24 protein-coding genes are annotated in these 23,689 nt (G+C 73.4%); 14 read left to right on the forward strand and 10 right to left on the reverse strand.

Translation table 11 applies throughout. The annotated features are described in order from the left end of the window. The first annotated feature begins 136 nt into the window (after positions 1–136). The 5 genes from ACFQ79_RS25800 (at position 137) to ACFQ79_RS25820 (ending at position 4,674) form a co-directional block, all read left to right on the forward strand. Positions 137–493, forward strand: a complete 357-nt coding sequence (locus ACFQ79_RS25800) for a TlpA family protein disulfide reductase (protein ID WP_383587463.1) — start codon at positions 137–139, stop codon at positions 491–493. 197 nt (positions 494–690) lie between these two features. Continuing rightward, positions 691–1,221 (forward strand): flavin reductase family protein, encoded by a 531-nt coding sequence (locus ACFQ79_RS25805; protein WP_383587466.1) that lies wholly within the window; start codon positions 691–693, stop codon positions 1,219–1,221. Positions 1,222–1,410: 189 nt separating this feature from the next. Further along, a complete protein-coding gene (locus tag ACFQ79_RS25810) occupies positions 1,411–2,196 on the forward strand; it encodes an electron transfer flavoprotein subunit beta/FixA family protein (RefSeq protein ID WP_319311862.1) in 786 nt (261 codons plus the stop codon). A gap of 54 nt (positions 2,197–2,250) precedes the next feature. Beyond that, positions 2,251–3,213 carry an electron transfer flavoprotein subunit alpha/FixB family protein gene (locus ACFQ79_RS25815; RefSeq protein WP_383587469.1) on the forward strand — a complete coding sequence of 321 codons (963 nt, stop codon included), beginning with the start codon at positions 2,251–2,253 and terminating at the stop codon, positions 3,211–3,213. Between the two features lie 171 nt (positions 3,214–3,384). Then, positions 3,385–4,674, forward strand: coding sequence for a DUF6986 family protein (locus tag ACFQ79_RS25820; RefSeq protein ID WP_383587472.1), 1,290 nt, complete (start codon positions 3,385–3,387; stop codon positions 4,672–4,674). 115 nt (positions 4,675–4,789) lie between these two features. On the opposite strand, the gene ACFQ79_RS25825 is transcribed toward ACFQ79_RS25820, so the two are convergent. Next, positions 4,790–5,824 carry a LacI family DNA-binding transcriptional regulator gene (locus ACFQ79_RS25825; protein ID WP_383587475.1) on the reverse strand — a complete coding sequence of 345 codons (1,035 nt, stop codon included), beginning with the start codon at positions 5,822–5,824 and terminating at the stop codon, positions 4,790–4,792. A gap of 195 nt (positions 5,825–6,019) precedes the next feature. Here ACFQ79_RS25825 and ACFQ79_RS25830 point away from each other — a divergent pair, with 195 nt between their 5' ends. Further along, a complete protein-coding gene (locus ACFQ79_RS25830) occupies positions 6,020–6,982 on the forward strand; it encodes an ROK family protein (RefSeq protein ID WP_383587479.1) in 963 nt (320 codons plus the stop codon). A gap of 30 nt (positions 6,983–7,012) precedes the next feature. Here ACFQ79_RS25830 and ACFQ79_RS25835 read toward each other — a convergent pair whose 3' ends face one another. Continuing rightward, positions 7,013–7,195, reverse strand: a complete 183-nt coding sequence (locus ACFQ79_RS25835; protein WP_327160675.1) for a hypothetical protein — start codon at positions 7,193–7,195, stop codon at positions 7,013–7,015. 156 nt (positions 7,196–7,351) lie between these two features. On the opposite strand from ACFQ79_RS25835, the gene ACFQ79_RS25840 reads away from it, so the two are divergent. Next, positions 7,352–8,386: an NUDIX domain-containing protein gene (locus ACFQ79_RS25840; RefSeq protein WP_383587484.1), complete on the forward strand. Its 1,035-nt coding sequence runs from the start codon at positions 7,352–7,354 to the stop codon at positions 8,384–8,386. Between the two features lie 98 nt (positions 8,387–8,484). Here the strand turns inward: ACFQ79_RS25840 and ACFQ79_RS25845 are convergent, their stop codons facing one another. Beyond that, positions 8,485–9,186: an MBL fold metallo-hydrolase gene (locus tag ACFQ79_RS25845; protein WP_383587487.1), complete on the reverse strand. Its 702-nt coding sequence runs from the start codon at positions 9,184–9,186 to the stop codon at positions 8,485–8,487. Between the two features lie 84 nt (positions 9,187–9,270). Continuing rightward, positions 9,271–10,635: a dipeptidase gene (locus tag ACFQ79_RS25850; RefSeq protein ID WP_383587490.1), complete on the reverse strand. Its 1,365-nt coding sequence runs from the start codon at positions 10,633–10,635 to the stop codon at positions 9,271–9,273. Between the two features lie 354 nt (positions 10,636–10,989). Here ACFQ79_RS25850 and ACFQ79_RS25855 point away from each other — a divergent pair, with 354 nt between their 5' ends. Further along, entirely contained in the window at positions 10,990–12,387 is a 1,398-nt protein-coding gene (locus ACFQ79_RS25855) for a geranylgeranyl reductase family protein (protein ID WP_383587545.1), read from the forward strand. Positions 12,388–12,457: 70 nt separating this feature from the next. Here ACFQ79_RS25855 and ACFQ79_RS25860 read toward each other — a convergent pair whose 3' ends face one another. Continuing rightward, positions 12,458–12,952 carry a nitroreductase family deazaflavin-dependent oxidoreductase gene (locus ACFQ79_RS25860; RefSeq protein WP_383587493.1) on the reverse strand — a complete coding sequence of 165 codons (495 nt, stop codon included), beginning with the start codon at positions 12,950–12,952 and terminating at the stop codon, positions 12,458–12,460. Between the two features lie 164 nt (positions 12,953–13,116). Here ACFQ79_RS25860 and ACFQ79_RS25865 point away from each other — a divergent pair, with 164 nt between their 5' ends. The 3 genes from ACFQ79_RS25865 (at position 13,117) to ACFQ79_RS25875 (ending at position 15,986) form a co-directional block, all read left to right on the forward strand. After that, complete coding sequence (locus tag ACFQ79_RS25865) at positions 13,117–13,812, forward strand: TetR/AcrR family transcriptional regulator (protein WP_383587496.1); 696 nt, start codon at positions 13,117–13,119, stop codon at positions 13,810–13,812. Positions 13,813–13,923: 111 nt separating this feature from the next. Beyond that, entirely contained in the window at positions 13,924–15,324 is a 1,401-nt protein-coding gene (locus ACFQ79_RS25870; protein ID WP_383587499.1) for a sensor histidine kinase, read from the forward strand. After that, entirely contained in the window at positions 15,321–15,986 is a 666-nt protein-coding gene (locus tag ACFQ79_RS25875) for a response regulator transcription factor (RefSeq protein WP_266975174.1), read from the forward strand. Before ACFQ79_RS25870 ends, ACFQ79_RS25875 begins: the two co-directional genes overlap by 4 nt. Positions 15,987–16,148: 162 nt before the next feature. Here the strand turns inward: ACFQ79_RS25875 and ACFQ79_RS25880 are convergent, their stop codons facing one another. Beyond that, positions 16,149–17,699, reverse strand: coding sequence for an MFS transporter (locus ACFQ79_RS25880; RefSeq protein WP_383587502.1), 1,551 nt, complete (start codon positions 17,697–17,699; stop codon positions 16,149–16,151). Between the two features lie 87 nt (positions 17,700–17,786). On the opposite strand from ACFQ79_RS25880, the gene ACFQ79_RS25885 reads away from it, so the two are divergent. Next, positions 17,787–18,185, forward strand: a complete 399-nt coding sequence (locus tag ACFQ79_RS25885) for a MarR family winged helix-turn-helix transcriptional regulator (protein WP_383587505.1) — start codon at positions 17,787–17,789, stop codon at positions 18,183–18,185. Between the two features lie 12 nt (positions 18,186–18,197). On the opposite strand, the gene ACFQ79_RS25890 is transcribed toward ACFQ79_RS25885, so the two are convergent. Together ACFQ79_RS25890 and ACFQ79_RS25895 are read right to left on the reverse strand one after the other, a co-directional pair. Further along, positions 18,198–18,950, reverse strand: a complete 753-nt coding sequence (locus ACFQ79_RS25890) for a maleylpyruvate isomerase family mycothiol-dependent enzyme (RefSeq protein ID WP_383587548.1) — start codon at positions 18,948–18,950, stop codon at positions 18,198–18,200. Between the two features lie 59 nt (positions 18,951–19,009). Next, the gene (locus ACFQ79_RS25895) at positions 19,010–20,239 is read right to left on the reverse strand and encodes an MFS transporter (protein ID WP_383587508.1); all 1,230 of its coding nucleotides are present in this window, start codon (positions 20,237–20,239) and stop codon (positions 19,010–19,012) included. Positions 20,240–20,554: 315 nt separating this feature from the next. On the opposite strand from ACFQ79_RS25895, the gene ACFQ79_RS25900 reads away from it, so the two are divergent. Together ACFQ79_RS25900 and ACFQ79_RS25905 are read left to right on the forward strand one after the other, a co-directional pair. Next, positions 20,555–20,788 carry a hypothetical protein gene (locus ACFQ79_RS25900; protein ID WP_383587510.1) on the forward strand — a complete coding sequence of 78 codons (234 nt, stop codon included), beginning with the start codon at positions 20,555–20,557 and terminating at the stop codon, positions 20,786–20,788. A gap of 238 nt (positions 20,789–21,026) precedes the next feature. After that, positions 21,027–22,253, forward strand: a complete 1,227-nt coding sequence (locus ACFQ79_RS25905) for an ROK family protein (protein WP_383587513.1) — start codon at positions 21,027–21,029, stop codon at positions 22,251–22,253. Positions 22,254–22,317: 64 nt separating this feature from the next. On the opposite strand, the gene ACFQ79_RS25910 is transcribed toward ACFQ79_RS25905, so the two are convergent. Further along, the gene (locus ACFQ79_RS25910) at positions 22,318–22,791 is read right to left on the reverse strand and encodes an SRPBCC family protein (protein ID WP_383587516.1); all 474 of its coding nucleotides are present in this window, start codon (positions 22,789–22,791) and stop codon (positions 22,318–22,320) included. Between the two features lie 9 nt (positions 22,792–22,800). Beyond that, positions 22,801–23,466, reverse strand: a complete 666-nt coding sequence (locus tag ACFQ79_RS25915) for a DUF4232 domain-containing protein (protein ID WP_383587519.1) — start codon at positions 23,464–23,466, stop codon at positions 22,801–22,803. Positions 23,467–23,689 lie beyond the last annotated feature (223 nt).

The raw sequence follows: 23,689 nt of genomic DNA on the forward strand, positions 1-23,689 counted from the left end.
GTAGGTTTTCGGCTTTGGGCAGATCGTGCCCCATGTGGGCCGCCGTGACCAGTCCAGGCGGCTTCGTACAGGGAGATTCTCGTCACTCGCGGTGGTCGTGGCGGGAATCGAACCCTCGCGTGCGACGCTGCACCAGGTGAGACGGCCGACAGGGAAGGGAGCAGGGGTGACCGAGATACCCGGAACCGACACGCTGGGAGCCGAGGCGCTCGGCGTGCCGCTGGGGGAGCGCGCCACCCTCGTCCAGTTCTCCACCGCTTTCTGTCAGCCGTGCCGGGCCACCCGGCGCACCCTCGCGGAGGTCGCCGCGATGGTCCCGGGCGTCGGGCACGTGGAGATCGACGCCGAGGAACGGCTCGATCTCGTACGCGCCCTCGGCATCGCCAGGACCCCCACCGTCCTCGTCCTCGACCGGACGGGGCGGGTCGTCCGCAGGGCCGCGGGACAGCCCCGCAAGGCGGACGTCATCGCCGCCCTGGGGCGGGCGGTCTGACGCGGTGACACTTCTCCCACATCCCGGTACGCACTTGACTGCACGCGGCAACGATCGCCACTCTGACGGAGTGCCCCAAGAACTCCTTCTCTACGGCCGGACCCACGTGGACCTGGCCCGCAACGCGAGCGCGCGCTGTCCGGGTGTCTGACCACCCCCGGACCCCTCTCATGCCGCCCTCGCAGAAGGACAACTCCATGACGGTCACGCCCGACCTCCGACCCGGCACCGTTCCCACCATCGGCGCACCCCGCCAGGCCTCCCCGGATCTGCTCCGCTCCGTCTTCCGCCGGCACGCGGCCGGCGTCGCGGTCGTCACCGCGCACGGGGATCGTCCCGTCGGCTTCACCGCGACCTCGCTCAACTCCGTCGCCGCCGAACCCCCGCTGATCTCCTTCGGTGTGGGCACGACCTCCTCCAGCTGGCCGGTGCTCGCCGAGGCCGAGCACATCGGCGTCCACATACTCGGCGAACACCAGCAGGAACTGGCCGCCACCTTCGCCCGCAGCGGGGCCGACCGCTTCGGCGAGGGGACCCGCTGGAGCGTGGGACCCGAGGGCGTGCCCGTGCTCGACGGCGTCCTCGCCTGGCTGGTCTGCCGTGTGGTCGCCCGGGTGCCCGCCGGCGACCACCGGATCGTGATCGCGCAGGCCGTCGCCGGGGACCCGGACGGGGCGGGCCGGCCGCTCCTCTACCACCACGGCCGCTTCAACGCGCTGCGCGACTGAGGGTTCCCTTACCTGGGCGTTGGCAAGGTCACACGCCTGAGCGCTTGCTTACTGGTAACGGACTGGGTGTACTGGCGAGTAATATTTCGGTCGGGGCGTCCGGCGCCCCGACCGGAAACCCGCCCTTCAGGCGCCTATGCTGCGAGCAACAAGGCAGCCCAGTTATGACGATGCAGTAGGAGAGCCGGCGTGAGCTTGAGGATCGTTGTCTGTGTGAAGTACGTGCCCGACGCGACCGGAGACCGTAAGTTCGCGGACGACCTGACGGTCGACCGCGACGACGTCGACGGCCTGCTGTCGGAGCTCGACGAGTACGCCGTCGAGCAGGCACTGCAGATCGCCGAAGAGGCGGACGACGCCGAGGTCACCGTGCTGACGGTCGGCCCCGAGGACGCCAAGGACGCGCTCCGCAAGGCGCTCTCCATGGGCGCCGACAAGGCCGTCCACGTCGAGGACGACGACCTGCACGGCACCGACGTCATGGGCACCTCGCTGGTGCTCGCGAAGGCGATCGAGAAGACCGGCTACGACGTCGTCATCGCCGGCATGGCCTCCACCGACGGCACCATGGGTGTCCTCCCGGCGATCCTCGCCGAGCGTCTGGGCGTCCCGCAGGTCACGCTGCTCTCCGAGGTCTCCATCGAGGACGGCGTCGTCAAGGGCCGCCGCGACGGCGACACCGCCTCCGAGCAGCTCGAGGCCTCCCTGCCGGCGGTCGTCTCCGTGACCGACCAGTCGGGCGAGGCGCGCTACCCGTCCTTCAAGGGCATCATGGCCGCGAAGAAGAAGCCGGTCGAGTCCCTGGAGCTGGACGACCTGGACATCGACGCGGACGAGGTCGGCCTCGCCGGCGCCTGGACCGCGGTCGACTCCGCCGCCGAGCGTCCGGCGCGCACCGCCGGCACGATCGTCAAGGACGAGGGCGAGGGCGGCAAGCAGCTCGCCGAGTTCCTCGCGAGCCAGAAGTTCATCTAAGGCTCGCGCGAGCCGCTCAGACCGCCCCTTTCGTTCGCAGGAGATTGAAGTCCCATGGCTGAGATTCTCGTCTACGTCGACCACGTCGACGGAGCCGTCCGCAAGCCCACCCTGGAGCTGCTGACCCTCGCCCGCCGCATCGGCGACCCGGTCGCCGTCGCGCTGGGCAACGGCGCCGCCGACACCGCGGCCGTCCTCGCCGAGCACGGCGCGGTGAAGGTCCTCACGGCCGACGCCCCCGAGTTCACCGAGTACCTGGTCGTCCCGAAGGTCGACGCCCTCCAGGCCGCCTACGAGGCCGTCTCGCCGGCCGCCGTGCTCGTCCCGTCCTCCGCGGAGGGCAAGGAGATCGCGGCCCGCCTCGCGGTCCGCATCGGCTCCGGCATCATCACGGACGCCGTGGACCTGGAGGCCGGTGACGAGGGCCCGGTCGCGACGCAGTCCGCGTTCGCCGCCTCCTTCACCACCAAGTCCCGCGTCTCCAAGGGCACCCCGGTCATCACCGTCAAGCCGAACTCGGCCCCGGTCGAGGCCGCCCCGGCCGCCGGTGCCGTCGAGGCCCTCGCGGTCTCCTTCGGCGCGCTGGCCACCGGTACCAAGGTGACCGCCCGCACCCCGCGCGAGTCGACCGGCCGCCCGGAGCTCACCGAGGCCGCGATCGTGGTCTCCGGTGGCCGCGGAGTCAACGGTGCCGAGAACTTCGGCGTCATCGAGGCCCTCGCCGACTCGCTCGGCGCCGCCGTCGGCGCCTCGCGTGCCGCCGTCGACGCCGGCTGGTACCCGCACTCCAACCAGGTCGGCCAGACCGGCAAGTCGGTCTCGCCGCAGCTGTACATCGCGTCCGGCATCTCCGGCGCGATCCAGCACCGCGCGGGCATGCAGACCTCGAAGACGATCGTCGCGATCAACAAGGACGCCGAGGCGCCGATCTTCGACCTGGTCGACTACGGCGTCGTGGGCGACCTCTTCGATGTCGTCCCGCAGCTGACCGAAGAGGTCAAGTCCCGCAAGGGCTGATCTCGTCGCGCAGGCGTGACCTGCGCATCTGTACGGTCCGGGGGCCGCGTGGTGATGATCGCCGCGCGGCCCCCGGCCGTTTCGGACAACCATTGACTCAGGTCCCGACGGACTACTAACTTCGCTATACGGATTGTTGATTCCGTGAAGCGGAAAATAGGAGGATGTGGGATGGGTCAGCAGGAGAAGGTGTCGACGAGCCTCGCGGGCGCGGTCAGCGAGGGCATCAGCGCCTCCCTCGCAGCGGTGGACGCCGAGCTGGACCGCCGCTACCCGGGAGACCCCGGCACCCGCCAGCCCGTCCACACCGTCTACGTCCCCGGCAACGTCTTCGAGGCCGGCACCATCCGCTCCTGGGGCGACCAGGCCCTCGCCGCCCTCGACGAGCACGCCCCCGACGCCGACTCCTTCGCCGCGGTGCTCGGCCTCTCCGACCACCTCGCCCAGGACGTCTACGACCGCGTGGTCGCCAAGCTGCGCCGCGAGCCCATCGAGGACCTCCGGGTCGACTTCGAGGACGGCTACGCCGGCGCCGACGAGGACCAGGACGCCGCCCGCGCCGCCCGGCTGATCTCGGAGGCCTACGCCCAGGGCGCGGCCGCTCCGTACATGGGCATCCGGATGAAGTGCATGGAGTCCGCGGTCCGCGACCGGGGCATCCGCACCACCGACGTCTTCCTCACCGGCCTCCTGGAGAACGGCGGCCTGCCCGACGGGCTCGTCCTCACCCTCCCCAAGGTCACCTACCCCGAGCAGGTCTCCGCCTTCGTCCGCCTCCTCGAGGCCTTCGAGAAGGCCCACGGCCTCGACGCCGGCCGCCTCGGCTTCGAGATCCAGATCGAGACCAGCCAGTCCATCCTCGCCACCGACGGCACCGCGGCCGTCGCCCGCATGATCGGCGCGGCCGAGGGCCGCGCCACCGGACTGCACTACGGCACCTTCGACTACAGCGCCTGCCTCGGCGTCTCCGCCGCCTACCAGGCCAGCGACCACCCGGCCGCCGACCACGCCAAGGCGATCATGCAGGTCGCCGCGGCGGGCACGGGCGTACGGGTCTCCGACGGCTCCACGAACGTCCTCCCGGTCGGCTCCACCGAGCACGTCCACGAGGCCTGGCGCCTCCACTACGGCCTCACCCGCCGTGCGCTCGCCCGCGCGTACTACCAGGGCTGGGACATGCACCCGGGCCACATCCCCACCCGGTACGCCGCCGTCTTCGCCTTCTACCGCGAGGGCTTCGAGGCCGCCGCCAAGCGCCTCTCCGCATACGCCAACCACGCGGGCGGCGACGTCATGGACGAGCCGGCGACCGCCAAGGCCCTCAGCTCCTACCTGCTGCGCGGCATCGACTGCGGTGCCCTCGACACCGCCGAGGTCGACGCGCTCACGGGCATGAACCGCGCGGCCCTCGACCGCTTCGCGGCCCCGCGCCGCGGCGACCTGACGGCCTCCGCCGAGTAGCGGCGACACGCCCTCGGGGTCGCAGCCGCTGCGGCGACCCCGACGGCGTCATTCCGGCGACCGCCGCCCCGACCGCCGCAGCAGCTCGGACGGCCGCCGCCCCGGTCTTCGTCGCTCAGGGGGCCGACGGCGGGAGCTCGCCCGAACCGCGCGCCAGGAGCGTGGTGCCGAGCACCACCCGCTCCGGCGCGTCGTCGACCCCGTCGAGACGCCGGAACAGCCGCTCCGCCGCCGTCCGGCCGAGCGCGGCCGCGTCCTGGGCGATGACCGTGATGCCGAGCAGGTCGGCCAGCTCCATGTCGTCGAAGCCGACCAGGGCCACCGGCCTCGGGTGCCCCGCGAGGGCGCGGACCACCGTGACCATCACCCGGTTGTTCCCCGCGAACAGCGCCGTCACCGGCTCCGGCGCGTCCAGCATCTCCCGTACCGCCGTCCTCACCCGCTCCGGCTCCGTGGAACCCGGCGAGACCCAGGCGTCGTCGACCGACAGGCCCGCGTCCTCCATCGCCGCGCGGTAGCCGCGCAGCCGCTCGGACGCGGTGTGGATGCCGGGCCGGTCGCCGATGAAACCGATCCGGCGGTGTCCGTGGGCGATCAGATGGGCCACGCCGTCGCGCGCCCCGCCGAAGCTGTCGGACAGCACGGCGTCGGCGTCGATCAGCCCCGCGGGGCGGTCGACGAAGACGGTGGCGACGCCCGCCCTGATCTCCGGCTCCAGATACCGGTGGTCGTCACCGGCGGGGATGACGATCAGACCGTCGACCCGGCGGGCGCAGAGGGCGAGCGCCAGCTCCTGCTCCCGGGCCGGGTCCTCGGCGCTGGAACCGTTGATGAGCAGCGCCCCGTGCGCCCGGGCGACCTCCTCGACCGCCCGGCTGAGCGGCCCGTAGAACGGGTCGGCGAGATCCTCGAGTACGAGGCCGACGGTCGCCGTCCTGCCCTTGCGCAGGACCCGGGCGCTGTCGTTGCGGCGGAAGCCGAGGGCCTCGATCGCCTCCTGGACCCTTCGCTCGGTGTCCGGGGTGACCCCGGGCTCGCCGTTCACGACCCGGGACACCGTCTTCAGGCCGACGCCCGCGCGCGCGGCGACGTCCTTCATCGTGGGCCGGTTGCCGTAGCGGTGCTCGGTGCGGCGGGCGATGTCGGCCACGGTGCGCGGTTCCTCCGTCGAAGGTCGGGGCGTCCGGCCGAAGAGCGGTCCGGCCGGTCGTACAGCGGTGTCTGATCGACTCCCTGGCCGAATCATAGGGCCTGGACAACGTTGTCATAGGAGGGGAGACTGTACGGAACGGGACACCATAGACAGCGTTCCGTCCGCCCGTCGCCGACTGGAGACCCCGCGCCCATGCAGACCGATCCCGCCACGGGCCCCCTCGACGTCACGGGACCCCTCGACGGACTCGTCGTCGCTCTCGACATCGGGGGCACCAAGATCGCCGGTGCCCTGGTCGACGACGAGGGGCGCATCCGCGTCCGCTCCCAGCGGCCCACGCCCGCGCGTGAGGACGGCGAGACGGTGATGGGCGCGGTGGGTGAGGTGCTCGCCGAGCTCGCGGGTTCACCCCTGTGGGAGGCCGCCGGGGCCGTCGGCATCGGCAGCGCGGGCCCGGTCGACGCGTACCGGGGGACCGTCAGCCCGGTCAACGTGCCCGGCTGGCGCGACTTCCCGCTCGTCGAACGGGTCCACAAGGCGACGGGCGGACGGCCCGTCACCCTGGTCGGCGACGGCGTCGCCATGACGGCCGCCGAGCACTGGCTCGGCGCCGCCCGCGGCCACGACAACGCCCTCTGCCTCGTGGTCTCCACGGGCGTCGGAGGCGGCCTCGTCCTCGGTGGCAGGGTCCACCCCGGCCCCACCGGCAACGCCGGTCACATCGGCCACATGGTGGTGGACATGGACGGCGAGCCCTGCGCCTGCGGCGGACGCGGCTGCGTCGAACGCATCGCCAGCGGCCCGCACATCGCCCGCCGCGCCCTGGAGAACGGCTGGCGCCCGGGGCCCGACGGCGACGCCTCCGCGGCCGCCGTCGCCGCCGCCGCGCGCGCGGGGGACCCGGTCGCCGTCGCCTCGTTCGAGCGGGCGGCCCAGGCCCTCGCGGCGGGCATCGCCGCGACGGCGACCCTCGTCGAGATCGACATCGCGGTCGTCGGCGGCGGGGTGGCCGGCGCCGGAGAGGTCCTCTTCGCCCCGCTGCGCCGCGGCCTCGCCACGTACGCCACGCTCGACTTCGTGCGGGACCTGACGGTGGTCCCGGCCCTCACGGGCACCGACGCCGGCCTCCTGGGCGCCGCGGCGGCGGTGTCCTGACGCGTCCGCCCGGCGGGCCGGACCCCCGGCTCACTCCTCCCGTACGCGCTCCGCCGTCCGTTGCTCGACGATCACCAGGAAGGCGTCGGACTCCAGGTCCATGACGACCCGGGCCGGCACCCCCTCGTCCCTTCGCGCCCCGGCGAACTCCTCCGCCGGCCAGCTGCCCCGCGGGCCGCCGGCCGGAAAACGTTCGAGAACCCTACGACTCATCTCTCCGCACCCCCTCGTGCTTGCCGTTCTCAACGACCCCCGCGCGGAAGTGTCACGCTCATGCCCAGGGGGACGTATATGCCAGGACATGCGTTCGTGGTTTTCGTGGCAGGGTGTTGGGGGCAATCCACAGGGGGCCGTCGAAGAGGGGGAATCGTGATCGTCTGGGTCAACGGTACGTTCGGCGCGGGGAAGTCCAGCACCGCGCGCGAGCTGGTCGATCTGATCCCGAACAGCACGCTGTACGACCCCGAGGTCACCGGCGGGGGCCTGCGCGGCCTGCTGCCGGCCAAGCGGCTCGCCGAGGTCGAGGACTACCAGGACCTGCCGATCTGGCGGCGCCTGGTGGTCGACACCGCCGCCGCCCTGCTCGCCGAACTCGGCGGCGTCCTGGTCGTCCCCATGACCCTGCTGCGCCAGGAGTACCGGGACGAGATCTTCGGCGGGCTCGCCGCTCGCCGCATCGACGTCCGCCATGTGCTGCTCGCCCCCGAGGAAACGATCCTGCGGCAGCGGATCGACGGCAGGTCCGAGTACGACGACCCCGCCGTCGACGCCCGCGTCCGGGAGTGGTGTCACGGCCATCTCGCGCCGTACCGCGCCGCGCTCGACTGGCTCGCCGAGGACGCCTACGTGGTCGACACCTCGGCCCTCACCGTGGCCGAGGCCGCCCGGACCGTCGCCGACGCCGTCCAGGCCGGCCACGCCGCCCCCTGCGGCATCGTCCAGACCCCCGAACCGACCGGCGAGACCGTCGCCGCCGGAGTCCTGCTCTTCGACGAGCGGGATCGTTTCCTCCTGGTCGACCCCACCTACAAGCCGGGCTGGGAGTTCCCCGGCGGCGTCGTCGAGACCGGCGAACCCCCGGCCCGCGCCGGAATGCGCGAGGTGGCCGAGGAGATAGGCCTCGAACTCGACGCCGTACCCCGCCTCCTGCTCGTCGACTGGGAACGGCCCACGCCGCCCGCCTACGGCGGACTCCGCCTGCTCTTCGACGGCGGCACGCTCGGCCCCGCCGACACCGAACGCCTCCACCTCCCCGGCGCCGAGCTCCGCGACTGGCGCTTCGTCACCGAGGAGGAGGCCGCCGACCTCCTGCCCCCCGTCCGCTACCGCCGGCTCCGCTGGGCCCTGCGCGCCCGCGAGCGCGGCACGGTGCTCAATCTGGAGGCCGGGGACCCGGTGGGCTGACGACCGCGGTCGGCAGACCCGTCGCCGGGTCGCCGGCCGCGGCCGCGCGGGCCGCGAAGGGGCCGCGGTTCAGGCCACCGCCGTCGCCTCCGCGCGCCTCAGGCCACCGCCGTCGCCGCCGCCGCGGTCAGCCGCGCCGCCGTGTCCGAGGTCACCGGAGCGCCGTGACCGCAGCACAGCACCGACGGGCCCAGCTTCGCGAGCAGCCGCATCGAGTCCACCGCGAGAGCACGGTCGACGTGGAACACGCCGAACATCACGTCCGGCACCGAGGCCACCGTGTCCCCGGTGAACAGCACGCCGTGGCGCGGGAGGTGGATGGCGATCGAGCCGGGGGTGTGGCCGGGTCCGTGCACCACCACCGCGCCGCCGCCGAAGTCGAGCACCTCGCCGTCCCCGACCTCACGGTCGACCCGGGTCGGCGGGGCCTCCGGCGCGGTCACGCCGTGCTCGAAGAGCGGGACCTCCCAGTCCAGGAGGTGCGGTTCCGGCACAGGCGCCTCGCCCCGGATCACCGGCGCGTCGAGCGCGTGCGCGAGGATCTCGGCCCCGTGCCGGTCCGCGAGCTCCTGCGCCGAGCCCACGTGGTCCCGGTGACAGTGGGTCAGCACGATCCGGCGCAGCCGGTCCGGGTCGAGACCGGCGGACCGTATCGCCGCGGCCGTCTCGTCCGCCATGCCGGCCCAGCCGGCGTCGATGAGGGTCAGCTCCTCCTCGTCCTGCCAGAGATAGGCCTGGCCGATGGAGTAGTCGAGGAGGTGCAGACGCGGGGTGATCCTGGTGAGCTCGATGGATGCCATACGGCGAACCTACGCATCTCCGCAGGTCCGCCGCATGCTTCTACGCTCTCGGCGAGCTTCGCCGAGCGCTGAACGCATCCGCCGTCAGTTCTGCTTCTGGCGCGCGTAGTTGAGCAGGAAGTGCGCCTCCGCCACGGACAGCCGCTCCAGCTCGTCCGGCGAGACGGATTCGTTGGGCGCGTGGATCTGCGCCTCCGGCTCGCTCAGACCGATCAGCAGGATCTCCGACTCCGGGTACAGCGAGGCCAGCGTGTTGCACAGCGGGATCGAGCCGCCCATGCCCGCCGTCTGCATCTCCTGACCGGGGTACGCGATCCGCATCGCCTCGGCCATCGACGCGTACGCCGGGCTCGACGTGTCCGCCTGGAACGGCTGGCCCTGACCGACCTGTTCGAGGGAGACCCGGGCGTTCCACGGCGTGTGCTTCTCGATGTGCGCGAAGAGCAGCTTCGTCACCTCGGCCGAGTCCAGGCCCGGCGGCACCCGCAGGCTGAGCTGCGCACGGGCCGACGACGGGATCGACGGGGTCGCCCCGGCCACCGGGTGGCAGTCGATGCCGATGACGGTGACGGCGGGGCGCGCCCAGATCCGGTCGGCGACCGTGCCGGCACCCGGCAGGGCCACGCCCGTGAGGACCTTGGCGTCCTGGCGGAAGTCCTCCTCCGGGTACTGCAGCCCCTCCCACACCTGGTCGCCCGGCAGCCCGTCGATGACGGTCGAGCCGTCCGGGCCGCGCAGCGAGTCCAGGACGCGGATCAGCGCGGCCAGCGCGTCCGGCGCGGCGCCGCCGAACTGGCCGGAGTGCAGATTGCCCTCCAGGGTGTCGATCCCCACCCGGATCATCGTCATGCCGCGCAGGGTCGCGGTCACGGTCGGCAGACCCACCCGGAAGTTGCCCGCGTCACCGATCACGATCGCGTCGGAGACGAGTAGTTCGGGGTGCTGCTCCGCGTACCGCTCCAGACCGCCGGTGCCCTGCTCCTCCGAACCCTCGACGATCGCCTTGACCGTCACGGGGATGCCGCCGTTCGCCTTGAGGGCGCGCAGCGCGAGCAGGTGCAGGATGAAGCCGCCCTTGCAGTCGGCCGTGCCACGCCCGTACCAGCGGCCGTCCCGCTCCGTCAGTTCGAACGGAGGGGTGAGCCAGGCGGACTCGTCCAGCTTCGGCTGTACGTCGTAGTGCGCGTAGAGAAGGACGGTCGGCGCGCCGGCCGGGCCGGGCAGGATGCCGTACACGGCCTGCGAGCCGTCCGGGGTGTCGAGCAGTGCCACGTCCTGGAAGTCCTCGGCGCGCAGCGCCTCCGCGACCCAGTTCGCGGCGCCCTCGCACTCGCTGCGCGGCGCCACGGCCTCGTCCGCCACCGACTCGAAGGCCACCAGCTCCGTGAGCTCGGCCTTGGCGCGGGGCATCAGGGACCGGACGGTCTCGGCGATCGGATTCGAGGTCATGGGCACGCTCCTGATGGGTGCGACGTTTACGACGTGAGGACGGCGTTCGGCGTATGTCGTGGTACGGCGAACGCACCGCCGATCCTACGGCGCGGGCCTCTGGCTACCGCGCCGTAGGATGCGTCAGGAGCAGACCACCGGTCGGATCAGGAGCAGAAGCACATCGTGAGCAGCGAGCAAGCGGAGAACGCCGGTCCGGAGAACACCGCGCCCGGAGGCGCGGCTCCTGAGGGCATCACGGACGGGGTGTCGGACGCGGTGCCGGACGAGGTCACGGACGCCGAGGCGTCCCACGTATCGCACGAATCGCATGACGGGGCGCCCGCGGAGGCGGCCGAGGAGGCCCTGGACGGGGTGGACGGCGAGAACGCCGAGATCTGGGACGTCGTGGTCGTCGGCGCGGGGCCCGGCGGCGCGTCCGCGGCCTACGCGGCGGCGGTGGCCGGGCGACGGGTGCTGCTCCTGGAGAAGTCCGAGCTGCCCCGGTACAAGACCTGCGGCGGCGGCATCATCGGCCCCTCCCGCGACTGTCTGCCGCCCGGCTTCGAACTGCCTCTCCAGGACCGGGTGCACGCCGTCACCTTCTCCCTGGACGGCCGTTTCGCCCGCACCCGCCGCTCGCGGAAGATGCTGTTCGGGCTCATCAACCGCCCGGAGTTCGACGCCCAGCTCGTCGAGCACGCCCAGAAGGCCGGCGCCGAGCTGCGGACCGGCGTCACGGTGACCCGCGTGGAGCAGCACGGCCCGGCGGTGCCGGACCGGCGGACCGTCGCCGTGGTCCTCGCCGACGGCGAGACCGTGCTCGCGCGCGCGGTCGTCGGTGCCGACGGCAGTGCCAGCCGGATAGGTGCGCATGTCGGGGTGAAGCTCGGTCAGGTCGACCTGGGCCTGGAGGCGGAGATCCCCGTGCCGCCGTCCGTGGCGGAGGACTGGAAGGGCCGCGTCCTCATCGACTGGGGTCCGATGCCCGGCAGTTACGGGTGGGTCTTCCCCAAGGGCGACACCCTGACGGTGGGCGTCATCTCGGCGCGCGGCGAGGGCGCCGCCACCAAGCGGTACATGGAGGACTTCGTCGCCCGGCTCGGCCTCTCCGGTTTCGAGCCCACGATCTCCTCCGGTCATCTGACGCGCTGCCGCACCGACGACTCCCCGCTCTCCCGCGGCCGGGTCCTCGTCTGCGGTGACGCGGCGGGGCTCCTGGAGCCGTGGACGCGTGAGGGCATCTCGTACGCGCTCCGCTCGGGCCGGCTCGCCGGCGAGTGGGCGGTGCGGGTCGCCGAGGCCGGCGACGCGGTCGACGCACGGCGTCAGGCCTTGAACTACGCCTTCGCCATCAAGGCCGGGCTGGGTGTCGAGATGGCCGTCGGGCGGCGGATGCTCGCCGTCTTCGAGCGGCGTCCGGGGCTGCTGCACGCGACGCTGACGGGGCTGCGTCCCGCCTGGAACGCGTTCGCCGACATCACCCGGGGTTCGGCGACGCTCGGCGGCATGGTCCGCTCGAACGGCATGGCCCGGCGGGCCCTGGAGATCCTCGACAAGCGCATGGACACCTCGTCGGGCGTCGGCCCCGCGGGCCGGGGCGTCGGCAAGGGAGAGCGCTCGGCACCCGAAGCCGAGGCCGAGGCGAGCACGGACGTGAAGGCGGACGTCAAGGCGGACGTGAAGCCCGAGGCGCAGGCGGAGGCGCAGGCCGGTTCGAAGGGCGACGCCTCCGCGAAGCCGGAGGCTCCCGAGGCTCCGGAAGCGGTCTGAGACCTCGGATCGGCGCACCAGGCGCACATGAAGCGAGCGCAGCGGACGGGCTCCGCCGCTCCGGCCGGTTTCACGCGGCGGGAGTGGTGGGGCCCGTCGGCGTGACACGGAAGACCGGGTGCTTCGGCGCGATGGCGCGCAGCTCCTCGTCGGAGGAGTCCGGGCCGACGCCGCCGAAGAAGACGCCGACCTCGGCCTTCCAGCGCTTGAGGTAGGCGCGCAGCAGTGCGGGCTTGTCGTCGTCCGCGACCTCGACGACGGTGAAGTCCTGCACGTGCTTGCCGAGGATCAGCTGCCCGCCGCCGGCGGCCCGCATGTTGTGGGTCCACTGGACGTGGCCGCGGGGGGCCACGAGGTAGCGGACGCCGTCCACCGTCAGGAGGTTGACGGGGGTGCGGCGCCACTCGCCGCTCTTGCGGCCGCGGACGGCGAGCACGCGGGAGCCCCAGACGCTGAAGCCGCGGCGGGTCGCCCAGGCGACGCTGCGGTTGAAGACGTTCACGGTGAACCAGCCGGGCTTCATGACGTGGGCGGCGGGGTCGGAGCCGGTGGGCCGTGCGGACATGGGTTCCTCCTGGGGGATCGGTTCGGTGCCGTGCGGGAGCGGTCGCGAGGAGCAAAGTGTGAGCACTGCTCTCGCTTGATTCGAGTGTGCAGGAATCGCCGCTCACAATCAAGAGCACCGCTCTCATTTCGTATCGGCGCTCTGAAAGTGGCACACTGCTCTCCATGACCACCGTTCGAGGAGCCCGCGCCCGCGCCCGTATCGAGATCACCGCCGCCATCAAGGACGAGGCCCGCACCCAGCTCGCCGCCGAGGGCGCCGCCAAGCTGTCCCTGCGGGCCGTCGCCCGTGAGCTGGGCATGGTCTCCTCCGCGCTCTACCGCTACTTCCCGAGCCGCGACGACCTGCTCACCGCACTGATCGTCGACGCGTACGACGCGATCGGCGCGGCGGCGGAGAAGGCCGCCACCGATGCGGCGGACCAGCGCCCGCTGGACAGGTGGACCGCCGTCTGCCGGGCCGTCCGCGCCTGGGCCGTCGCCCACCCGCACGAGTACGCCCTGATCTACGGTTCCCCCGTCCCGGGCTACAGCGCGCCCCAGGACACGATCGTCCCCGCCTCCCGCGTCGGCCTGGTCCTCATCGAGACCGCGCGCAGCGCCCACACCGGCGAGGGCGTCGCCCTGCCACGGCTCCCGGAGGGGCTCCGCCCCGAGGCCGCGCGGCTGGCCGCCGACATCGCCCCGGACCTTCCGCCGGCCCTCGCGGTCACGCTCGTGGCCGCCTGGTCGCAGCTCTTCGGGCTGATCTCCTTCGAGGTGTTCGGCCACTTCCACAACATCGTCGAGGACCGGGACGCCTTCTTCGCGGCGGCGGCCCGCCGCCTCGGCCAGGACGTGGGCCTGCTGCCGCGCGGCTGAGGTCACTCGGCACACCTCCGGGACGGGACGCCGTCTACTCCGCCGGGAGTACGGGCGACCACCCCGCCGGGCTGACGTTTCCACGGGGCCCGCACGGTTAGCGTGGCGGACATGGATCAGGAGCGGAGGCGCGGGCACGAGCGCGGACAGGGGCGCGGGCGCGCCGACGCGAGGCCGGCGCGCGGACGGGGGGAGCGGAAGGCCCCCGAGCACCGGCCGCATGAGCACCGGCCGCCTGAGCACCCGTCGCATGAGCACCGGCCGCACGCACGCCGGTCGCACGAGCGCCGGCCGCACGAGCACCCGGGCCGGGCGGCCGCCCGCGCGTGGGGCCGGTGGCAGCGCGGGGACGGCGGTGGTGGCCTGCCCTGGCGGTCCACGCTCCTGATCGCCGTGGTCGTCATGGCGGGGACCGGGTTCGCCGCGCGGAACCAGCCCGACCGGGAGGCGCTCGAAGCGCTCGGACGGGCCCTGCTGCTCCTCGGAGCGGCGCCCCTGCTGTTCCGCCACCGGTGGCCGGTGCCGGTGGTGTTCGGCGTCGCGGCCGTCACCCTCGGCTATCTCGCGGCCGGTTACCCGTACGGCCCGGTGTTCGTCATGGTCGCCGTAGCCTGCTTCGCGGCCGTCGTGCACGGACACAGGACCGCCGCGGCCTGGGCCCTCGGCCTGCTGTGGGCGGGCCATCTGCTGCTCTCGCACTGGCTCTACCACTGGCTGCCCCCGGCGGGCGACGGGCCCGCCCCCTGGGGGCAGGAGCTGCCCGCGGCCGCGTTCGCCGTCGCCGTGCTCGCCGCCTCCGAGACGGTCCGCGTACGGCGCGAGCAGCGGGCGCAGCTGCGGGCCGACCGGGCCGCCGCCGAGCAGCGGCGCGCCGACGAGGAACGGCTCCGCATCGCCCGGGAACTCCACGACGTGCTCGCCCACTCGATCTCCGTGATCAACGTGCAGGCCGGGGTCGGCCTCGCCCTCCTGGACTCCGACCCCGAGCAGGCCCGCACCGCGCTCACCACGATCAAGGCGGCCAGCAAGGAGGCGCTCGGCGAGGTGCGCCAGGTCCTCGACACCCTCCGGGCCCGCGGCGACGCGCCCCGCGCGCCCGCCCCCGGACTCGGCCGGCTCCCCGAACTCGTCGAACAGGCCGGCGCCGCGGGCCTCACCGTCACCGTCGCGACGAGCGGACCGCGTACCGACCTGCCGCCCGGCGCCGACCTCGCCGCCTTCCGGATCGTGCAGGAGGCGCTCACCAACGTGGTGCGCCACTCCGGTTCGCGTACGGCCCGGGTGCGCGTCGGGTACGGCTCGGGTCACCTGGACCTGACGGTCGACGACGACGGCCCGGCCACCGGCACCGAGGCGGGTGGCAGCGGCAACGGACTCGCCGGCATGCGGGAGCGGGCCGCGGCCCTCGGTGGCACCATCGAGGCGGGCGCGCGCCCGGACGGCGGCTTCCGCGTCCACGCCGTACTCCCGTTCCATCAGGAAGACCCCCCGTCACCGCAGGAGACCCCGTGATCCGAGTGCTGCTCGCCGACGACCAGTCGCTGGTCCGGGCCGGGTTCCGCGCGCTGCTCGACGCCCAGCCGGACATCGAGGTCGCGGGGGAGGCCTCCGACGGCGACGAGGCGGTGGAGCGGGTGCGTGCCCTGCGCCCCGACGTCGTCCTCATGGACATCCGGATGCCGCGGCTCGACGGCCTCGAGGCCACCCGCCGCATCACGGACGACCCGGACCTCGCCGAGGTCCGGGTCGTCATGCTGACCACCTTCGAGCTCGACGAGTACGTCTTCGAGGCGATCCGCGCGGGTGCCTCCGGCTTCCTGGTCAAGGACACCGAGCCGGAGGAACTGCTGCGGGCCGTACGCGCCGTCGTCCACGGGGACGCCCTGCTCTCCCCGGGCGTGACGCGCCGTCTGATCGAGGAGTTCGCGGCCCGCTCCAAGGCCCCGGGGGCGACGGCGGCCCTCGGGGCCCTGACCGAGCGGGAGCGGGAGGTGATGGCCCTGGTGGGCATCGGCCTGTCGAACGAGGAGATCGCCCGCAGGCTGGTCGTCAGCCCCCTCACCGCCAAGACGCACGTCAGCCGCGCCATGGTGAAGCTCGGCGCCCGGGACCGCGCCCAACTCGTGGTACTGGCCTACGAGTCGGGTCTCGTCCGCCCCGGCTGGCTCGGCTGAGTCCCGAGGGGGCCGGATCCCGCGTCCGCCCGGCCGGCCGAGCCGGGACCGGCACGCGCGGATCCCGCCGGGCGGCACGTGCCCGGCGGGATCCGGAAGCGGCTCCGTAGGGGTGTCCGGCGGATCATGGCCGGGGCCGCGGACCGATCCGCCGGACAGCCCCTAGTCGCGCACGGCGACCTTCGCCGGGGTGTTCTCGGCGGCCGTTCCGCTCCCGGCCGCCGTGGCGTCCGCGTCCGACGGCGTGGAGCGGGCGACGACGACCGACGGTTCGCCGTCCTGGCTCCGCTTCGTCCGGAGGCCCGGCAGCGTGATGAGCAGCCCGGCCAGGGCGATGACCGTGACCACGGCGAGGCCCGGGCGGAAGTGGTCCAGGACCGCCTGCGGCGAGGTGGTGCCCTCGCCGCCGTCCGCGGTGATCACGGCGGTGACGACGGCGAGGAACAGCGCGCCGCCGACCTGGATCGAGGTGTTGAGGAGTCCCGACACCATGCCCTGCTCGTGGTCGTCGACCCCGTTGGTCGCCTGGATGTTGAGCGAGGGGAACACCAGGGCGCAGGCCGCGCCGAGCAGCAGCATCGACGGCAGGATGACGGCGGCGTACTGCGGGGTGAGGGAGATCCGCAGGAACAGGGCGTACGCGACGACGAGCAGCGTGAAGCCGGCGGCGATCACCCGTGGGGTGCCGAAGCGGTCCACGATGCCGCCGATCTTGGTGGAGGAGAGCGCCACGAGCACTCCGGCCGGCAGGAAGGCGAGGGCCGTCTGGAGCGCCGACCAGTGGAGCAGTGACTGCATGTACTGGGTGACGATGAACTGGAAGGCGACGTACGAGCCGAAGAACGCCGCCGCGCCGAGCTGGGCCCGTACCTGTGAGCCGGAGCGCAGGACTCCGAGCCGTACGAGGGGACTCGCGCTGCGGCGTTCGATCAGGACGAAGGAGACGAGCAGGGCGGCGGCCACGGCGAAGGACAGCAGGGTGCGCACGGAGGTCCAGCCCGTCTCGGGGGCCTGGACGACGGTGAAGACGAGCAGCAGCATCGCGGCCGTGCCGGTGACGGCGCCCGGCAGGTCGTAGCCGCCGGAGGAGTTCTCCCGGGCGCTGTGTGGGATGAGGCGGAGTGCGAAGACCAGCGCGATGAGGGCGACGGGGGCGGGGAGCAGCATCGTCCAGCGCCAGCTCAGCTCGGTGAGGAGCCCGGACAGGACCAGGCCCATCGAGAAGCCGGTGGCGGCGCAGGTGGTGTAGATGGACAGGGCCCGGTTGCGCTGCGGGCCCTCCTTGAAGGTCGTCGTGATGATCGACAGGCCGGCGGGGGCGGTGAACGCGGCGCTCAGCCCCTTGATGAAGCGGCTCGCGATCAGGAGGGGACCGGAGTCGACGAGCCCGCCGAGCAGGGAGGCGAGCGCGAAGACGGCCAGTGCGATGAGGAAGACCCGGCGGCGGCCGAGCAGATCGGCGGCGCGGCCGCCGAGGAGGAGCAGGCCGCCGTAGCCGAGGATGTAGCCGCTCACGATCCACTGGAGGGTGGCGGTGGAGAGGCCGAGATCGGTGGCGATCGAGGGCAGGGCCACGCCGACCATGGAGACGTCGAGGGCGTCGAGGAACATCGCGGCGCAGAGCACGAGCAGAGTGCCCCAGAGGCGCGGACTCCAGCGTTCCCGGGGGGAGTCGGACACGCCGGAGGGCGCGTCGGTGAGCGGAGAGGTCATGGGCAGGACAGTACATGCACATGCATTCAATGCAAGTGCATTTAATTCCCATGCAACAAAACAGGTCGCTTCTGCTACCGTGCGGCCATGGCAGCGAACAAGTCCGAACGCGCGCTCGTGGACGAGTGGCGTGACGTCCTCGCCCTGCACGCCCGTACGACCTGTGAGCTCGACCGGGCGCTCCATCCGTACGGCCTCGGCGCCAGCGACTTCGAGGTCCTCGACGTGCTCGCGGAGGGCGCTGCGGAGGACGGCCCGGCCTCCTGGCGCGTCCAGGAGCTGGCCGGCCGGGTCCATCTCAGCCAGAGCGCGCTGTCCCGGCTGATCGCGCGTCTGGAGAAGGACGGCCTCGTCGTACGGGGGATGTGCGCCGAGGACCGGCGCGGCGTCCAGGTGAAGCTGACCGAGAAGGGCCTCGGCCGCCATGCCGAGGTCCGGCCCCTCCAGCGCGATGTGCTGACCCGGATGCTGGAAGGGACGGCCTGAGCGGTCCCGGGCTCAGGACCAGCCGACCCCGGAGGTCTCGCGCCACACCCGCGCGAGGTCCTCGTCGCCGATGAGCGTCACGGCGTCGACGGGCAGCCGGTTCCACAGGACGAGGTACAGCCGGTCGGCTGCCCCGACGAGCTCGGTGTCCACCGGCCCCGACGCCCCGCCGTCCCGCTCGGTCCGGGGCGGCTCGGTCGCCGAGAGCCGCACGGTCCACACGTCACCCGTGTCGGTCGCCCGCACCCGCAGGGTCCTGGGCCCGGCCGTCCGCACCCGGCTGCGGGCGCGGCCGTGGAACCGGATCAGCAGCTCGTCGATGCCGTCGGCCGCGACCAGCGGCTCCACCGGCCGCGGTCCGGCCGGGAGCGCGGACTCGGCGTCCGCGCGGTGGACGGTGGTCTCGTGCGCCTGACGCCGGGCCCAGAAGGCGAGCGGCGAGGGCGCGGGCAGGAAGGTCCAGCACTCCAGGGACTCCGGCGCCGCCCGCAGGGCGGCGACCAGACCCGCGTGCCCCTCGCGGAAATGGGCCGACAGCTCTTCGCCGTCGAGCGAGGTCTCCCCGCTGTCCGGCTGATACGTGGTGCGTGCGTGGACCACGAGATCCGTGGCCCAGCGGTGCACCATCGAGGTGTGCCGGAGGAGGTCCCTGACCCGCCACCCGGGACAGGTCGGCACCTCCGCGTCCGGCCCGGCCTCGTCCGCCGCCACCGCGAGGGCCCGGCCGGCGGTCTCCAGGGCGTCGACGTAGTCGACGACCTCCAACGTTTCCCCCTGAGGCGCGTCCATGGGCGAATTCTCGCAGCCGGGGGCGCGCCGGGGGCTCAACTCGTCCGAGAGGCTCCGGCGTTCCGCGCCCAGTAGCCCATGGCGGCGGCACCGGCCGCGAGCACGGCGACGGTCGTGAGCGCCACCGGCAGGGAGAACCAGTCGGCGAGGAACCCGATGGACGGCGGGCCGAGCAGCATGCCCCCGTAGCCGAGCGTGGACGCGGTCGCCACCCCGCCGGGGCCGGCGACGGCGCCGGCGCGTGCCACGGCGACGGGGAAGATGTTGGCGAGCCCGAGACCGGTGACGGCGAAGCCGAGCAGGGTGGCCCAGATGCTCGGCGCGAGCGCGCCGAGCAGCATGCCGGCGGCGGCCGTGGCACCACCGAGGACCAGGGTCCGGGTCTGGCCGAGGCGCTCGAGCAGGGCCGTGCCGGAGAGGCGCCCCGCGGTCATGGTCAGCGCGAACACGGAGTACCCGGCGGCGGCCACCCCCGGGTGTGCGCCGAGGTCCTGCTCCAGGTGGAGGGCGCCCCAGTCGGCGAGTGCGCCTTCGCCGTACGCCGTGCAGAGGGCGATCACGCCGAAGACCAGGACGACGCGTCGCGACCCGGCTGACCGCCCGTCCTTCGCGCCGGCTGCGGGCGCCAGGGATTCGGGCGCCGGGGCGGGGGAGGGGTGACGCAGGAGTACGGGCCCGGCGACGGCGGTGAGCGCGAGACCGACCACGGTGAGACCCAGCAGATGGGCGGTCGGGGACAGGCCCCCGGCGAGCAGTCCGCCGAGCCCCGCGCCGATCATGCCGCCGAGGCTGAACGCGGCGTGGAAGCTGGGCATCACCGGGCGCCGGAGCGCGGTCACGAGATCCACGGCGGCGCTGTTCATGGCGACGTTGATCCCGCCGTACGCGGCGCCGAACACGAGCAGGACGAGACCGAGGGCCAGCGGCGACCGGGTGAGCGCCGGCAGGGCGACGGACAGCGACAGGAGTACGGCGGTGGCGACGGTGACGGCGTGGGAGCCGTAGCGACGGCAGAGCCGCCCGGTCAGCGTCATGGTGATGACGGCGCCTGCGGACACCCCGAGCAGGGCGAGGCCGAGGTCGCCGGCCGAGGCGCCGGTCTGCTGCTTGACGGCGGGAATGCGGACGACCCAGCCGGCGAACAGGAATCCGTCGAGGGCGAAGAAGAGGGTCAGGGCGACGCGGAGGCGGGACAGGGAGTGGGTGGCGGTGTCTCCGCCGGAGCCCCCCGGAACGGCCGTCCGTACTTTGTTTAGTAGCGGCACAAACTCAGGATAGGGGGATGCCCCGGCCGCAATCAAGCGAGCGGCGGACGAACCCGGGGACGGCCCTTGATCATCGGCAGGGGCGGTGATGGCCACCGGCCTCCGGTATGACGCTGTCCGGGTGACAAAGCGCAGGTCATCGCGGTGGGGGCAGTCCCCAACGGGCCACTGGAGAGCATCGTTTCTGCGCTCGCCTGCCCCCGGATCCGGCCGCCCGGCATTGGAGTGAGACGCCGTGACCCGCCCTTTCCGGAGGCGTTTGACCGGCAGACGAGCACCTTCTGGCCCGTCATTCCGAGATCTCGAGGAGTAGTCATGCGTTCTCTCGCCGCGTCTGTCCTGGCCGTGGGCATCCTGCTGGGCGGCGCCGGTTCCGCGCTCGCCAACGACGGATTCGGGGCGGGGTACTTCTCCGCCGGTGGCGCGGGCTTCAGCTCGCACTGCTCGGTGGCCGGCGTCCCGGCCGTCTACGGAACGATCTTCACCGGCTCGTGTCACGAGACGGGCTGGGAGAAGGGCCCGGAGGGCGCGTTCCTCGGCGCCCACTGACCTGACGGGTCCCGGGCGAGGACGCAGCCCTCGCCCGGGACCCGGCCGCACGGAGAGTCGGCCCTCGCCCGAGACCCGGCCGCACGGAGAGTCGGCCCCGAACGCGGTCCCGGAGCGTCCGCCACGTCCGCACCGCCGGAGGGACCCGCCCGACCACCCGGCGGACAGACCCCCACCGCCCACCCCCGCACCGGCCCAGGGGGACACCCCACCCTCCGATCATGGGAGACTCGCCCCCATGAACGGCAAGGCGACGACGACCCGGACACGGCTGGACAGGGGGCGCAACGCGCTCGGCCCCGCGCTGGAGCTGGTGCACACCGGCAGGGCGCCCACCAGGGCCGTCCTCACCGCCGAGCTCGGTGTCACCCGTGCCACCGCCGGCGCGGTCGCAGCGGAACTGGAGGCCCTCGGCCTCATCCGGGTGGACTCCAACCCCGGCGCCGCCGCGGGTTCCCAGGGCCGCCCCAGCCACCGTCTCGCCGTCGACGAGAAGGGCCCCGTCGCCCTGGCCGCCCAGGTCCACGCCGACGGCTTCCGCGCCGCACTCGTCGGCCTCGGCGGCGGCATCGTGGCCACCGTCCCCGGCTGCGTCACCGTCTCCGCCGACCCGGCCCAGGTCCTCGGCGAGGTCGTCGAGGCCGGAGTCGCCCTGCTCAGGGAGAGCGGCCGCCGCTGCGTCGGCGCCGGGCTCGCCGCCCCCTCGGCTGTGGCGGAGCCCGAGGGCACCGCGCTGAACCCCTTGCACCTCGCCTGGCCCGCCGGGGCGCAGGTCCGGGAGATCTTCGCCGAGCGGGTCCGGGCCGCCGGCATCGACGGCCCCGCCTTCACCGGCAACGACGTGAACCTCGCCGCCCTGGCCGAGCACCGCCACGGCGCGGGCCGAGGCGCCCGCGACCTGCTCTGCGTGGCCACCGGCCACCGGGGCGTCGGCGGCGCGCTCGTCCTGGACGGACGCCTGCACACCGGCAGCGCGGGCCTCGCCCTGGAGGTCGGCCACCTCACGGTGAACCCGGAGGGCCGCGCCTGCCACTGCGGCAGCCGCGGCTGCCTGGACGTGGAGACCGACCCGCTCGCCTTCCTCACGGCCGCGGGCCGCGCCCCCGGCCCCGAGGTGTCCCTGCTCCAGCAGGCCCGCGACCTGCTGCGCACGAGCCCCGACGACCCGGGCGTACGGGTCGCGGTGGGGGAGCTGATCGACCGTCTGGGCCTCGGTCTCGCGGGCCTGGTGAACATCCTCAACCCGGACCGGATCATCCTCGGCGGCCTCCACCGCGAGCTGCTCGACGCGGACCCGGAGCGCCTCCGGGCCGTCGTCGCCGACCGGAGTCTCTGGGGCCGGAGCGGCGGCGTGCCGATCCTCCCCTGCACCCTCGACCACAACAGCCTCGTCGGCGCCGCCGAGCTGGCGTGGCAGCCGGTCCTGGACGACCCGCTGGCGGCGCTGACCCGCGAGCGGGTCTGACCGCTCGCGCTGCCCGAGCCGGTCTGACGGCCTGCCCCGCCCCGGCCTGCCCCGCCCCGGGGCGTCACGCCTCCGGGTCGGGCCGCCCCTCGGCCAGCGCGGCCAAGCGCTCCAGGGCCATCCGCGTACCGGCCTCGTTGTCGGCGGCGGGCACGCCGTCCGGCACTCCTTCGTGGACGAGGACCACGTCCGTGCCGCCCTCCAGGGCGATCAGGGTCGTGGTGAGGGTCATGGGGCCCTGAAGCGCGGGGTCGGAGGTCTCGAACTCGGTGATCTCGACGACGCGTTCGTCGGGGAGCAGCTCCACGAAGCGCCCGTGGTACGTGTCCGTGTGTGCCCCCGACTTGCCGGTGCCGTCCGCGGTGTCGTAGGTGAGGGAGACCCGGAAGGCTCCCCCCTCGCGCGCGTCGAACTCGTGGACCTCGCAGGTCATGCCGTACGGCACGCGCCACCGTGCGACCGCCTCCGGGGCGAGCAGGGCCCGGTAGACGGCCGAGGGCGGGGCGTCGACATGGCGGGACACGCGCGTGGTGTACACATCTCCAGGCTAGAGGCTGAGGGCGTCCTCCGCGTTCGTCATCCACGCGGTCACCGAGTTCTTGGCCGGCGACACGTACAGCCCCGGGGTCGAGGCCTTGAGCGGCTTCTGCTCCAGGTCGGAGTCCGTGCTCATCGTCATCGCGATGGAGTGGACGGTCGTACCCTTGCCGTCCTTGAGGCCGCCCATGAGTCCTGCGTACGCCGACTGTCCCGGCGCGAGCCGGATCGCGTCCTCGATGCCGGGGGCCGGACCCCGCTCGACGGCATGCCCGTCGAGGTCGCCGAAGGTGACGACCGGGTGTCCCAGCGCCCGGCAGGGCTTGCCGCCCTTGTTGGTGATCTTCAGCAGGTAGCTGCCGGTCGTGGGCTCCGCCAGGGTCGCGGTGAAGGTCACGTCGAAGGTGCTGCACGGGAACACGTCGTAGTCGGGGTCGACCGAGGGCGTCACGGGCTTCGAGGGGGCCGGGGCCTTCGTGGGTGCGGTGGTCGGCGCGGCGGTCGGGGGCTCCGAGGGGGCCTCCGTCGGCGCGTCCGTCGGCGTCACGGGCGTGGACGGAGTCGCCGACGGCGCTGCGGGACCACCCGCCGCCCCGTCCTCGCCGGGCCCGCAGGCGGTCAGCGTGACGGCGGCGAGGGCGACGAGAACGACGGCGGATCTGCGGACGGTGCTCATGATGGTGTCCCCCGATGAGAAGCGCGCAGGGCGCGGTGACGAACGTACTGGCCAGATCTGATCCGACCGGTCCAACCGATCGACCCGATCGACTCGGTCCGACCGGTCCGACCGGACCAACCGGTCCGACCCGGTCCGAGCTCGGTCGGTCCGAACTCCCAGGGTCCCGAAGAAACTTCACGGCTTGGTGACGACGGCTTGCCGAAATCACCACGACGTCGGC

It is taken from the genome of Streptomyces sp. NPDC056480, from assembly GCF_042795405.1.
Classification (GTDB): domain Bacteria; phylum Actinomycetota; class Actinomycetes; order Streptomycetales; family Streptomycetaceae; genus Streptomyces.